14 protein-coding genes and 1 pseudogene are annotated in these 13,516 nt (G+C 53.6%); 9 read left to right on the top strand and 6 right to left on the bottom strand.

Annotation, left to right across the window (positions count from 1 at the left end):
• The first annotated feature begins 78 nt into the window (after positions 1–78).
• Positions 79–1,164, top strand: coding sequence for a sugar phosphate isomerase/epimerase (locus HKK55_RS15910; RefSeq protein WP_169355556.1), 1,086 nt, complete (start codon positions 79–81; stop codon positions 1,162–1,164).
• Entirely contained in the window at positions 1,161–2,051 is an 891-nt protein-coding gene (locus tag HKK55_RS15915; RefSeq protein ID WP_169355557.1) for an alpha/beta fold hydrolase, read from the top strand. Before HKK55_RS15910 ends, HKK55_RS15915 begins: the two co-directional genes overlap by 4 nt.
• A gap of 40 nt (positions 2,052–2,091) precedes the next feature.
• Here HKK55_RS15915 and HKK55_RS15920 read toward each other — a convergent pair whose 3' ends face one another.
• Both HKK55_RS15920 and soxR read right to left on the bottom strand, forming a co-directional pair.
• Positions 2,092–2,307: a hypothetical protein gene (locus HKK55_RS15920; protein ID WP_169355558.1), complete on the bottom strand. Its 216-nt coding sequence runs from the start codon at positions 2,305–2,307 to the stop codon at positions 2,092–2,094.
• Between the two features lie 146 nt (positions 2,308–2,453).
• Entirely contained in the window at positions 2,454–2,936 is a 483-nt protein-coding gene (soxR, locus tag HKK55_RS15925; protein ID WP_169355559.1) for a redox-sensitive transcriptional activator SoxR, read from the bottom strand.
• A gap of 91 nt (positions 2,937–3,027) precedes the next feature.
• On the opposite strand from soxR, the gene HKK55_RS15930 reads away from it, so the two are divergent.
• Entirely contained in the window at positions 3,028–4,227 is a 1,200-nt protein-coding gene (locus tag HKK55_RS15930) for a CynX/NimT family MFS transporter (protein ID WP_169355560.1), read from the top strand.
• Between the two features lie 296 nt (positions 4,228–4,523).
• On the opposite strand, the gene HKK55_RS15935 is transcribed toward HKK55_RS15930, so the two are convergent.
• Positions 4,524–4,811, bottom strand: a complete 288-nt coding sequence (locus HKK55_RS15935) for a DUF6124 family protein (protein WP_169355561.1) — start codon at positions 4,809–4,811, stop codon at positions 4,524–4,526.
• Between the two features lie 363 nt (positions 4,812–5,174).
• Here HKK55_RS15935 and HKK55_RS15940 point away from each other — a divergent pair, with 363 nt between their 5' ends.
• Positions 5,175–5,444, top strand: a complete 270-nt coding sequence (locus tag HKK55_RS15940) for a pyocin activator PrtN family protein (RefSeq protein ID WP_169355562.1) — start codon at positions 5,175–5,177, stop codon at positions 5,442–5,444.
• A gap of 49 nt (positions 5,445–5,493) precedes the next feature.
• Here the strand turns inward: HKK55_RS15940 and HKK55_RS15945 are convergent, their stop codons facing one another.
• Together HKK55_RS15945 and HKK55_RS29470 are read right to left on the bottom strand one after the other, a co-directional pair.
• Positions 5,494–6,057 (bottom strand): hypothetical protein, encoded by a 564-nt coding sequence (locus tag HKK55_RS15945; protein WP_169355563.1) that lies wholly within the window; start codon positions 6,055–6,057, stop codon positions 5,494–5,496.
• Positions 6,058–6,558: 501 nt separating this feature from the next.
• Positions 6,559–6,771 (bottom strand): annotated as a pseudogene (locus tag HKK55_RS29470) (site-specific integrase); the annotation flags it as partial.
• Between the two features lie 101 nt (positions 6,772–6,872).
• Here HKK55_RS29470 and dusA point away from each other — a divergent pair.
• Entirely contained in the window at positions 6,873–7,883 is a 1,011-nt protein-coding gene (dusA, locus tag HKK55_RS15950) for a tRNA dihydrouridine(20/20a) synthase DusA (protein WP_169355564.1), read from the top strand.
• A 31-nt stretch (positions 7,884–7,914) separates the two neighbouring features.
• Here the strand turns inward: dusA and HKK55_RS15955 are convergent, their stop codons facing one another.
• Positions 7,915–8,748, bottom strand: coding sequence for an undecaprenyl-diphosphate phosphatase (locus tag HKK55_RS15955; protein ID WP_169355565.1), 834 nt, complete (start codon positions 8,746–8,748; stop codon positions 7,915–7,917).
• Positions 8,749–9,312: 564 nt separating this feature from the next.
• Here HKK55_RS15955 and HKK55_RS15960 point away from each other — a divergent pair.
• From HKK55_RS15960 to HKK55_RS15975, 4 genes are all read left to right on the top strand, one after another.
• On the top strand, positions 9,313–10,056 hold the full coding sequence (locus HKK55_RS15960) for a winged helix-turn-helix domain-containing protein (protein WP_169355566.1): 744 nt from the start codon (positions 9,313–9,315) through the stop codon (positions 10,054–10,056).
• Positions 10,057–10,081: 25 nt separating this feature from the next.
• On the top strand, positions 10,082–10,780 hold the full coding sequence (locus tag HKK55_RS15965) for a hypothetical protein (protein ID WP_169355567.1): 699 nt from the start codon (positions 10,082–10,084) through the stop codon (positions 10,778–10,780).
• 75 nt (positions 10,781–10,855) lie between these two features.
• A complete protein-coding gene (locus HKK55_RS15970) occupies positions 10,856–11,527 on the top strand; it encodes a helix-turn-helix domain-containing protein (RefSeq protein WP_169355568.1) in 672 nt (223 codons plus the stop codon).
• Between the two features lie 345 nt (positions 11,528–11,872).
• On the top strand, positions 11,873–13,267 hold the full coding sequence (locus HKK55_RS15975; RefSeq protein ID WP_169355569.1) for an undecaprenyl-phosphate glucose phosphotransferase: 1,395 nt from the start codon (positions 11,873–11,875) through the stop codon (positions 13,265–13,267).
• Positions 13,268–13,516: the final 249 nt, after the last annotated feature.

The raw sequence follows: 13,516 nt of genomic DNA on the forward strand, positions 1-13,516 counted from the left end.
CTTTAACTCATATCGAGTTGACGGTAATGAACGGGCGAGTCTATTGTTTGTCAATCAACAAACAATAGGAACAATCTGATGCGTACGCTTAAAGGACCCAGCTTGCACCTGGCGCAATTCAGCGCCGCCGAGCCACCTTTCAATAGCCTGGACAACATCGCCCAGTGGGCTAAAAACCACGGTTTCAAGGCACTGCAGATACCGGCCTGGGACAGCCGGTTCTTCAATGTCGAACTGGCCGCACAGAGCCAGACTTACTGCGACGACATCAAAGGCCTGCTCCGCGATCACGGCTTGCAGATCAGTGAACTGACCAGCCACATCTTCGGCCAACTGGTGGCGGTTCATCCCGCTTATGACGCCATGTGGGACGCCTCCATTCCGGCGCCTTTACGAGGCAAGCCCCAGGCACGTACCGAGTGGGCGATCGAACGTATGAAACTGGCCATCACTGCCTCGCAAAGGCTCGGTCTTGAAGATGTGGGCACGTTTTCCGGATCCCTCGCCTGGCCTTATTTGTTCCCCTTCCCCCAACGCCCGGAAGGTCTCATTGACGCAGCATTCAATGAGCTAGCCCGACGCTGGCGACCACTTCTGGACCTTGCCGAAGAGCAAGGCATCAACCTCTGCTACGAAATCCATCCCAGCGAGGACCTCCACGACGGCACTAGCTTCGAGCGTTTCTACGAACTAGTCGACCAGCATCCCCGCTGCCGAATCTTGTTCGATCCCAGCCACTTCGTGCTGCAACAGCTGGACTACTTGAGCTACCTCGATATTTACCAGTCGTTTATCCGGATGTTCCATGTCAAGGACGCCGAGTTCAATCCAACCGGCCGCCAAGGCATCTACGGCGGCTACAGCGACTGGGCCAACCGCGCCGGACGCTTCCGCTCACTGGGTGATGGCCAAGTGGATTTCAACGGCATTTTCTCCAAGCTCGCCCAATACGACTATCCGGGCTGGGCGACACTGGAATGGGAGTGCTGCTTGAAAAACCAGGAGGACGGTGCACGGGAAGGCGTGGAGTTCATCAACCGACACATCATTGAGGTCACCGACCGTGCCTTCGACGACTTCGCCGGCGCGCCGGTTGACCAGCAGCAGATTCGGGGCATGCTCGGCCTGCCTCAGGAACCGCAACCACACGAGATACGCCCATGAACGCCGCAATCGCTACCCCGCTGAGCGCCAGCGACGAATTCACTCATCACTATGTACGCCTCGACGGTAAAAAAATGCACTGTGTCATGGCGGGCACCGGGGAACCGGTCCTGCTGATTCCGGGCTGGCCGCAAACCTGGTATGCCTTCCGGCATGTCATGCAAGCCCTGGCTGAGCAGGGTTTCCAAGCCATCGCCGTCGACCCGCCGGGCTTGGGAAACTCAGACCGACCAGAACGGGGCTACGACACCGGCAATATCGCCGATGTGCTGCATCGAACGATGCAGGGGCTTGGTCTCACCCGCTACCACGTGGTGGGGCATGATGTCGGCATGTGGGTGGGATATGCCCTGGCGAGTGACCAGCCACAAGCCGTGCGCACACTTACCCTGACCGAAGCCGTCATACCCGGCCTCGCACCAGCGCCGCCGATTTTTGTCGCGCCGGAGCAAAACATCTTTCTGTGGCACTTCCTCTTCAATCAAGTCCAGGACTTACCCGAAGCACTGATTGCCGGCCGTGAAGAGACCTACCTCAATTTCATGTTCGACCGGTGGTCATTCCATCGCGATGCTGTCGCCTCGGATGTCTACATTCGCGCCTACTCCACACCCGGAGGGCTACGTGCCGGGTTCGACTATTACCGCGCGATTCCCGAAACGATCCGACAAAACCTGGATCGCGCCACCCGCATGCTACCAATGCCGGTGCTGGCTATCGGTGCCGAACACGCCACCAACGATGCCCCGCTGGTGACGCTCCAGGGACACGCATCTGATTTGCGGGGGGCGATCATCGCTGACTGCGGGCATTTTGTAATGGAGGAGGCACCGGAGGCGTTTTTGCGGCATTTGCTTGGCTTTTTGCGCGAGTGCGCAGCTGAGTGAGAGGTTGAAACAGATCCGGGTTTCATCTGCTGCACACACCTTAGTCGTGCAGCAACCCTGAACTGTATGCATTGAAACTGCTACCGATGGCACTACTGCCACCGAAGTTCGCCTTATTGGCGCTTCCGGTGACAGGGTCGCCGAAGGATTGGCAGCCCTCGGCGGGGCAATTACTGGTGCTCGTGCTCACACCGGAGCAAGCGCCCAGCAGCAGGGTGCCAGCGATCATTACGACTTTGAAGAGGTTCGAGATCATTTTTCAGTTCCCTGTGGGCTGGAGGCATGGCGGTACCATTCTCAGGCCTAATCCTAGACCTCAAAACCGCAAGGGATCATGAAACCTTTCCGGGCGACAGGATGGGTTCAGGTTGCCGTTTTTGATACAACCAGCGAGTTTGCCTATCAGGACAAGCCCTCAGTGGGCGGCGGATCCCCGAGCCACCTGCGTGGACCTGGACCATTTTTCCCCGCTCGATCCCCCGGGTTAGTCATCTTGCAATGCTTCAGCGAAAGACACCCGCAACCAATGCAATGATCGAGCTCGATATACAGCCGCTGTAATTCCAGAATCCGCTCGGCAACACGCTGTTTCCACTCGCCCGACAGTCGCTGCCAGTCACCATCAGTGGCCAGTGAATGGGTTGGAATGCTGGCGAGCTGGTCGCCTATCTCATCCAGTGAATAGCCAATCCGCTGGGCATAGACGATAAACGCGACGCGACGCAGGGTCGAGCGCGGAAAGTAGCGGTGACTGGCCTCATGCCGCTTCGATTCAATCAATCCCCGAGACTCGTAGAACCGCAAGGCTGATGCCGCAACACCACTGCGACGGGCGATCTGACTGATTGACAGCAACGGGTCATTATCACTACCAGTAGAACGCATTGTCTTACTCCCGATGGCTTGAATTGAAGTTGACTTTAACTTGTATTCTCGGCGCAAGTTCAACCAGACGGGAGGCAAAATGGGCATATCAATGGCTACGGCAGATGCCGCCAACGTTCAGCAGCGCGTGGACTGGATCGTGGTTTTGAATGTGGTGCTGGCAGGCATCGCCGCGGCCATGCATGTCGGCAAAACCACCATCGCCCTGCCGTCCTTGCAACAGGAGTTCGGCGGCTCGCTCGCGTCGCTCAGCTGGATCATGTCGGTGTTCCCACTGATTGGCGTATTCGGTGGCATCGCCGCCGGCATGCTGGTTCGACATTGGGGCGACCGCCGATTACTTATCGTAGGCCTTGGCATCCTCGGTATCAGCAGCCTTGCCGGCGCGATGACTCACGATTTCGGATGGTTGCTCGTGAGCCGTTTCACCGAAGGGGTAGGCTTTCTTACCGTCGTGGTCGCGGCACCCGCCGTGCTCAACCGCACCACGCCGATATCCAGACGCCCCATCGTGTTTGGACTGTGGAGCACCTTCATGGGTGGGGGCATTGCGCTGTCGATGCTCATTGGACCGTCACTCGGCAACTGGCGTAACGATTGGTACGTCAGCGCGGCACTGGTGCTAATGACTGCAGCGGCATTGCTCCTCACCACACCCGCCGACACGATGGTCTCACGCCAGGCGGCAACGCCCGTCTGGTCGCAACTGCGCAGCGTACTGCGGGCACGCGCAACACTGACGCTTGCGCTGAGCTTTACTGCGTACAACCTGCAGTTTTTCGCGGTGATGAGTTTCCTTCCAGTGTTCCTGATGCAGCGCCTCGGTGTGCCCGTCAGTACCGCAGGCGTGATTAGCGCCGCGATCGTCGCCGCCAACATAGTGGGCAACCTGTCGGCTGGCCTGCTGCTTTCCCGTGGCATCCGCGCGGGCACACTGATTGCTGTATCCGCCGTTCTCGTAGGCATCGCAGGCGCGTGTATCTTTTACCCGCAGACGCCCGCCTCACTCGCCGTGGTGTTGTGCTTTGTATTCTCAGCGATCGCTGGAGTATTACCGGCGACCATTCTCGCGACCGCCTCGTCAACTGCACCCTCGCCGTCGCTCGCACCGCTCAGTATTGGTTGGGTGATGCAGGGCAACTATCTTGGCCAGGTCATCGGGCCGATTTTGATCGGCGCCATTGTCGGCGCACTTGGCTGGTCAGGGGCGATGTTTCTGATGATCTTTGCAGCCGTGGTGGGTGTGGCGCTTGGGATGTTGTTACTACGCACATCAGGACGGACGGGCTAAACGCTCGGTAACAAAGCCCTTGCGATCATCGCGACGCTAAAAAGCGTCGAGCTCTTTTTTCAGCGCCCTCTGGACTAGAGGCATGGCCGGGCCACCGTTATTAGACCGTGATCGTTGACCTCAACGTATCCGGGCACTTTGACACGCTCCTGAGCGACAGTATCCGTTCAAATTGCCGCCCTGGATAAAGGCGGCAAAGTTGCCTATCAGGCCGCCGACGAGCGCCCTTCTCCACCGCCGGCGGGTGCAACCTGCTCCGCTGCCCGGTCTACAAGCAGAACGCTCAACTCAATCAGTTACTGAATCCCCAAGGCCAAAGCCCTTGGGGACCCTTCCAGCTCAAAAGCCAGGGCCGTGGCCATTTCATTGGCGGATAAGAGCGTTTCCGAGGCATTGGCTAGCAGCGTTTCGGTATCAATATCGGGAGAAACAGAGAACAGATGGCCGCTTGTGCGCGCCGTGGGCGAATCGCCGTCCGATGGAGATAAGTAGTGATCAATCGCACGCTGCGCTGCAGCGCGAGACTTGGCATCGAACGATGAAGCCTTTGAGGCATGAGGCGGATTAGGTGTGACCTTATACATGGCGAAGCTCCTTAACTATTCAGGAACTGCCAATCTCACTTCCACATGAGGGTGGCAGCTGTACGCAGGTGTGGAAGACCAGGGCTAAGGACCCGGCGCACCGAAGTGCCCCGCGCACAGCCGCCAAAACACATGATACAGGCGTAAAAAAACGCCGGTAGGTGTTTATGGGCGATTGCGTCTTAGCTTGGTACGGACTTCCACATCCGGCCGCTGGTTCTCCAGCGGTTTGAGGAGGTTAGCGAGGCTTAGCTGTTGGGGCAAGCCCGGTAATACGTGGGAAAAGTCCGAGAAAAGAATAGGTTTCAAAATTAAATAAATCTGTCCCCTATTCTGTCCAAGAACAGCATCATAAGGGGCCGCATGAACATATTATTTCTTTTAATGGCACAATATGACGGTCAAGTAGTTATTCCTCTTATTTCAGTTTGCGAGGATTACATGGGATTGACGGTAGAAAAATTCAAACGCAAATTCTTATCCGGTGAAATAGATACCCCCATCATCCGATTGGGAGCGAATAGCCAAAAAGCTGCACTTGGCGTTCACCTAAAAGACCTCGCTGAATATATTGATCGTCAGAGAGAGAAAGTACGCCAAGAGCATCAAAAGCTCATGGGGAGAGCAGCTTGAATTCTGTCGGGAGGCAAACCCTCCCGAAATTTGTAACTCGAGAGACACATCAAAACAAATACTCAATACCCTTCTTCAGGATTGCGCTGAAGGCCCCGGCAGTGACGAATTCCCCTCCCACTTTCAACCACTTTATCGCGATATAGCGAGTCACACTGCCGCCCTTGTCGGATGACAAGTATTCCTCCACAACTCCAGCAAGCTCTCTAAACCCGTGCACAAGGTCAGCACTATCGAGCTGAGCAACCTTTACCTCAGTAACATTACCAGCGTCCACTTTGAAAAATACAATACAAGGAAGATCTGCTGTACCTTCAACACCCAATACACTGAGAAAGTTCTGATTGAAGCTCTCTACCGCTCCACGGTCGCCACCGTGAAGGTAAAAAAGGCTCAACTGTTTCCCTGAGATTCTATCTAACTCAGCAAAAACCCCTTGATCCCTCAGTATTTTTCTCAATGCTTTGTTATTAAAATCATAGAAAACAAAGGCAAAAGAACGTGCCCTCTTTTTTTCTAGATGTTCAGTGCAGATTTCGTCGAAACGCTTTATGAATTGCGCACGCCCATGGCCTATTCCCTGACCACTTCCCTGTTCAAAAATTGGAATCATACAAGCCCTTTACGCCATCAATTACTAATAATTTATAATAATTTATAATAATTTATAATAATTTATAATAATTTATAATACTAGACGAGTTCCCACGGCAGATCTGTCCTTCCATGCACAGCCTTTAAAATTCCAGCCTTCCTCATGGTAGTGGCAGCCCATCGTGCATCGTACTGCCAAGTGTACAGCAGAGAGCCTGATCGCCTTATTTCAACTTCATAATTATCCCAAATATACTTCGCGACATCCTTAGGCCAAGCTGTTCCACCTAGGGATGTCAGGGCCGCAACAACCCGCGTCTTAATGTCCTCTCTGGTTGCCATCGCCATCTCCACAATTCGAATCTGACCTTGCTCAACGCTACATAGTAGTGGCATCTAGAACCGACTGAAGCCAGCGCCCCCCCCTATAAGCATCGCCTCTGCCTCTCAGATGAGTGTAACGCCGCAAGGAGTTCCGAGCGAAAAAAGGGGACCGAAAAAAGGGGACAGATTTATTAAACTCATCAAGTGTGGCGCCCTTGCAACTCGCCCGCTCGATCGCACCGGCCTCATCCATCCCTAGATCATGCTTGTGTGCCCAAACCTGAACGGCCTGTTTTCAGGCGAAGGACTGGCTCTCTTGGTAGACTTGCACTCCGTAGCGCTTGATGCAGACCTGAGCCGTGTAGCTCACAACCCCATCTGCCGGTTTTCTTGCCCTGATAGTCGCCATACTGAAAGTGGTACGCGTCAGTTTTTAAGTGGTACATCGTACCACCGAGCCTTAAAAAACGCCGAAACGCCCCAAAACACGCCAAAAACACGTTGAGTAAAATGATTCCAAAACATAGCTTTAGCCCAGCAGAATCAAGCCCCGCACTGTCTCGGCGCTTTAGCGTTGCCCCCATGATGGATTGGACGGACCGCCACTGCCGTTTCTTCCTGCGCCTGCTCTCCAAACACGCACTGCTCTACACCGAGATGGTCACCACTGGCGCAATCCTCCACGGTGACCACGACCGCTTCCTGCGTCATAACGAAGCCGAGCACCCGCTTGCCTTGCAGTTGGGCGGCAGTGTGCCAGCCGACCTGGCCGCCTGTGCCCGCATGGCCCAAGCCGCCGGTTACGACGAGGTGAACCTCAATGTCGGCTGCCCGAGTGATCGCGTGCAGAACAACATGATCGGCGCCTGTCTCATGGCCCACCCTGCCCTGGTGGCAGATTGTGTGAAGGCCATGCGCGACGCGGTGTCGATTCCGGTGACGGTGAAGCACCGTATCGGGATCAATGGCCGGGACAGTTATGCCGAGTTATCTGATTTTGTCGGGCAGGTGAAGGACGCGGGCTGTACCAGTTTTACCGTACATGCACGGATCGCGATTCTGGAGGGGTTGTCACCCAAGGAGAATCGGGACATTCCACCGTTGCGTTATGACGTGGCAGCGCAGTTGAAACAGGATTTTCCAGCGCTTGAGATTATTCTCAACGGCGGGATCAAGACGCTTGAACAATGCGAAGAGCACTTGCAGGTGTTTGACGGGGTGATGTTGGGGCGCGAGGCTTATCACAATCCGTATGTGCTGGCGGAGGTGGATCAGCGGTTGTTTGGCAGCACTGTGCCGGTGATCAGCCGGGCTGAAGCGTTGGCACAGTTACGGCCTTATATAGCCGAGCACTTGGCGACGGGTGGGTCGATGCATCACATCACTCGCCATGTACTGGGACTGGGGACGGGGTTTCCGGGGGCGCGCAAGTTTCGGCAATTGTTGTCGGTGGATATTCATAAGGCCAGCGATCCGTTGGCTTTACTCGATCAGGCGGCGGGGTTGCTGGAGGGGCGGTAACTGGGCGGGCGTAATGCGCACTCTTTCTATATCAGCCTGCTGAAACCGCAGTCCAGTTCACCCACCCGAACACCCAAGTCGCCAGGATCAGCAAACCGAAGGCAATACGGTACCAGGCAAATGCCGCGTAGCTATGGCTGGCGATGAACTTGAGCAAGCCGCGCACAGCGATCATCGCGAAAAAGAATGCGGTCACAAAACCCAGGGTAAATACGGGCAGATCACTGGCCTGGAACAGATCCCGGTACTTGTAGCCTGAGTACACGGCGGCGCCAACCATGGTCGGCATCGCCAGAAAGAACGAATACTCGGTGGCCGCCTTGCGTGACAGGCCAAACAGCAAGCCTGCGATAATGGTCGATCCGGATCGGGAAGTGCCCGGTATCATCGCCAGGCATTGGGCAAAACCAACCTTTAGTGCATCGGACCAGCGCATGTCGTCAACATATTCAACGTGCACCTTATGTTCGCGCTGCTCTGCCCACAACATGATAACGCCGCCCACAACCAGAGCGACGGCAACGGTAATTGGATTAAACAGATACTCATGAATTTTATCGGCGAATAGTACGCCCAGGACAACGGCTGGAAGAAAGCCTATCAGCACATTCAGCGTGAAGCGTTGTGCATTACGCTGGGTTGTTAAACCGCTGGCAATTTCAAAGATCTTTGAACGAAACTCCCAAACGACGGCTAGAATGGCACCCAGTTGAATAATAATATTAAATGCCATGGCGCGCTCACCACCAAAGCCTAATAAGTCCGCAACAATAATCTGGTGACCGGTACTGGAAATGGGCAAAAACTCTGTCAATCCTTCTACTGCACCTAAAACCAGTACCTGCACAAAGGTCCAAAACTCCATAAACTCTCCGCCAGGTCATTCTTATTGAACGACTCATCATTCGTATTAGTATATTTAACAAGTGAACACTAATGAACGGCAGGTCAATACTCACCGCCTAATAAGACGCCTGCTAAATCATGATCATGCAGCAGAGGGAACCGGCGGATAATAAGTCCTATCAAACCACACACTCAAGGATTGTTATTAATCGTCCGGCTAACGAATCACCAGAAGCTTGGGTGTAGACAGACGACTCCTCGCCCTGATAAAAATGTGACGGAGTTCACATATTTGCAATTTTTAAAAATTAATCGTCATTGAAGTAAATGATGGCCTTTTGAGGACAAAAACATGTCGTCAACGGCTTAAAATAGTGGCACAATTTCACATTGCCACCATCTAAGGGTGTCAATTCATTAGTTCAGCCAGCTACGAAAAGCAACTAAAAATTCGAAAAAACCTTACATATGTTAGAAAACTCTCGATACACGCGTAGAATTCGCGTGAATGTTACCAATTGTCAGTCACAGATGAGAACCGGTGCTTTAACATCCCGATGTCAGCACCCATTCGAGTCAAAGCATGATGCTTACAGGGAAATTAGCGACTAGAAGCCTGCGCCCGACAAATGAGGAACCTGGTGTTCTCACCTTGGGTCGTACCCGCAGTGTGGCCGAGAACTTTAAGGCATTAGTCGCAAGGCACGTGCACTCCGATATAGCTCTTGATGCTAGCTCATACACTAATTCATATAAGAAAAGTGAACGCACGGATGCGTATCGCGCCATCTTCATCATTATCGACGGCCCTCAAGCTCTCGATGAGAGCCTGGCGCTGGTGGAAAATCTCCGCTCCATCCATTTAAATCCAATCATCTGTGCCGTCATCGCAGGTCGGGGCGCCTACAACAAGATGAAGTATTATCTTGCTGGGGCCGACTGCTGTATCAAGCTCAATACCCTGACCGACGAAAGCTCTGAGTTGCTGTCCGAATTCTTCACCAGTGAAGAGTGGCAACGAGAAGTCAACCTGGTGCTGGATCCCACCCGTATATGCCTGTTAGGCCCTCGCAAGAAGCTGGACATCTCGTTTGCAGAAATGAAAATTCTGGAGGCATTGGCGCAAACCAGCAACCATATATTAAGCCACGATGAGATCGCCAGAATCATGGGGTTGAACGCCAATTTTTACGACCCCAGGGCTTTGGAGAAATCAATCAGTCGTCTTCGCGGAAAAATAAAAGACATGTATGGCACCCATAATGCTATTCAGAGCATTCGCGGGCATGGATACCGTTTGATGAGGGGTCTGATCTCGACCGCCTGAATCACCTATGGAAAGGAGTTGTTGTATGAATGCGACTGGAGGTATCTCACCCGCAAAGGCCCCGAATCGCTACCTGACCCGACAACAGTTCCTGTCACGTGATAACCGCCCGTTTGCCAGTGAGATAAGAACTACGTACACCCTTCCCGCTCCATCGCTCTGGAGGATGCCGGCGGGGCAATCGTGTGGGCGCAGTTGCAATGTACTGGTGCGGTTGTACCGGGACCCCTCTTCCCGGATAGACCGCCGCTCGTACCACCCCAAAAAATATTTGAACCGAACGACCCTCTACCTGTCAGAACCGAGCCTTGCCAGTTTTTCGCTGGCCCAAGAGCCGTTTCAGTCGGGTAACAGCTTGTGCGATCTCGGTCATACACTGGTCGTGTCACTCAATGAACACCTCTTCTGGGAAGCGGATTCCAAATATAAAAAAATCATTATTTATAATATGTATCGTCTGAAAGATCATGGTATAGAAAACGCTTGGGATGAAGACAGCATCCCACGGAAAGCGCTAACGGGCTTCAACTTCCCGAATCTGACCAACCACATCAAGGTATCCATTTCACCCCAGGACCAGTGTTTGAAACTCAATGATAATCCTGAGTTTCTCAATAAGCACCATGACCGTATGGTGACACTGACCCACAATAACAAGATTTTTTATTGCCGATCGAGTAGAGCATATCGAGAGCCATTCATTGGCCTAGGCGCGGCCCTTTGACTACTTCCAAAGGAGCTATTAGTCCACTGCCGATCAACTTTCAACCGCACATTGGTGAACACTTAGGAGAGAGACGTGGAAATCAGTACAACCCTCCCCAGAAAATATTTTGTCGTCGTGACTCACAGCACAACATCCCAGCGTGAGCTCGAGACCATTCTGTCCAGCGAGCGTTTCAACTCGTTTGGTACATCCCAAGCACAAATGTTTATCGAAGGTGTTGCCCCGCCCTCTTCTGCCTCCGTGCTGATGGAGTTCTCTTACCCAAACGTGACAAGGAAAAATGTCGCTCATCGTATCGAACATGAAACACAGAAAATGCTTGCCACCCTCGAAGCGGAATGGTTAGCGGCGCAATCCGGAGCGCGCTCCAGCGTCACACCAACTCCGGCTGAATTCAGCGATATACCCGGAGAAAATGAGGGGGGAGCCCCCTACAGCGAAGTGTGGCAACTCGATAACGATCAAAGTGTACTGATTAAAGAAAACATCGAAATAAACCTCACTGGTTTGGAAGCCACTCTTGTGAGGAAGATGCTCCATCATGAGGATCGTGTCGTCAGCAGGTCTGATCTGATTCTAAGTATTGGCAGAGAGCCAGAGCAGTATCGCGGCCTGGAAATGTGCTTGAGTCGATTGCAAGACAAGTTCAAAAGCGCCAGTAAAGGTGAACGGCTATTTCGTGCAGTAAGGAACCGTGGCTACTGCCTTATCCAGGAAGTGATATCAGAGACGCATCCCGCCTGACGCCCCTAGAACAAACATATGACAGTGCGATTACAACAATAAAAAGTGCACTTTGTTTGTTACCTTCGTTCCAATTCCCCGGCCTCTCCCCCTACACTTCCTGAGCACCTTCATCATCGACATTTTCTAACACCCAATGTTTCCCTTTCAAAAGTTGGCACTCTGCCATCTTGTTAGAACTCGTCAGACAGTGCCTTCACCAATAACTTAATCTATTGACTGACGACAGTTCGACCTATTGAGGCTGTTAGCTTCAGGGCGTTAGTTAAAATAACAATAAATCCTGCTTAAACAACTCGCGTCTCGACTGTCGATACCTGAATGGACGTCTTTTGGGGATATCGCATGGATCTTACTCTTCGTATCAATCGAAATACCGGACTCAAGGGACTTACCTTTTGGGGTCAATGGGCGCTGGCGCAGGGCTTTGTCGTTTCATTGTTGTTCATACTCGCTGAACAACAGACCGGAGCGGTCGAGTTCTATTACCGCGTGTGCGCGGCATTGACGGTACTGGCCTCGGTACCGGCCTATACGTTCAGCGGCGTATACAGAAAAAGAGACACTTATCTGACGGGATTGGGACGCCTGTTCATAGGCTGGTCCATGACGATGGCTGCGCTGGCGTGCATGGCATTTATCTGCAAGGCCGATGCACTGTTTTCCCGAGAGGTGATTCTCAGTTGGGCCGTGTTTGGTTTCCTCGGGCAGGCACTGCTGTACGCGCCGTTGCACGGGTTCTCCAAGTATTATCAGCGGTCACGCAAAAGCGGCCATAGAACCCTGATCGTCGGGACGGGTGAGCTTGCGCTTGGCCTGGCCAAGAACTTGAGCAGTCTCGAGAACCTGCCCTTGGTGGGCCTGGTCAGCACGGGCGCCGTCGCCCCGCTGAAACCAGGCGCACCACACATCGTTGGAGCGCAGGAAGATCTTCTGGAGTTGATCAGAATTCACGACATTCGACGCTTGTACATCACCCTGGCGCTGAGCGAAGCGGCAAAGATCGAAGCAATGTACGTCGATTTGCTGGGCGCCAATGTCGATGTGGTCTGGGTGCCGGACTTGAATAGCCTGACGCTGCTCAATCACTCGGTCAGGGTCGTGGACGGCCTGCCCGCAATCTATTTGAATGAAAGCCCACTCACCAGCCGGCCCACCGCAGCGCTGAGCAAGAGCCTGCTGGAAAAAAGTGTGGCGCTGCTGGCAATTATCCTGCTGAGCCCGGTGCTGGCGCTTATTGCCCTGGCCATCAAACTCAACTCCTCCGGCCCGGTCTTCTTCAAACAGGATCGCCATGGCTGGAATGGCAAGGTGATCCAGGTCTGGAAGTTTCGCTCGATGCGTGTACACAACGACCTTGAGGTCAAGCAGGCGAGCCGCAACGATTCGCGCATTACCGCCGTCGGGCGTTTCATCCGCCGCACCTCATTGGATGAGCTGCCGCAACTGTTCAATGTTTTGCAAGGACATATGGCTTTGGTCGGTCCGCGGCCTCACGCTATCGCCCATAACCACTATTACTCGGGGAAAATTCTTGCCTACATGGCACGCCACCGAATCAAGCCGGGTATTACCGGGCTGGCGCAAATCAATGGCTGCCGCGGCGAGACCGACACCATCGACAAGATGCAGAAGCGTGTCGAGATCGACCTCAAGTACATCAATAATTGGTCGCTGTGGCTGGACCTGAAAATCCTGGTGAAGACGCCCTTTACCTTGCTCTCGAAGGACATCTATTGATCGCCTGACCGCTGAAGGCGCACCACCACAAGGGGACGAGAGTCCCCTTTTGCATGTCTGCAAATAGGGTGTTGACAGCCCGCCAGGTGTGGCAGTGGCGCAAGCCATCTGCCGTGCCAGGCACTCATGCCAATCAGGTCTGTCGGTGCAGGCGGGTTTTGTGCAAAGGGCTCTGTGCATCATGGGGCGTTTCATGCGCTGCCATTGCGGCAGCCCAAGGCGCGACCTACAGGGTTTGTGGCCCTGCAG

The sequence above is a fragment of the Pseudomonas sp. ADAK18 genome, assembly GCF_012935695.1.
GTDB lineage: Bacteria > Pseudomonadota > Gammaproteobacteria > Pseudomonadales > Pseudomonadaceae > Aquipseudomonas.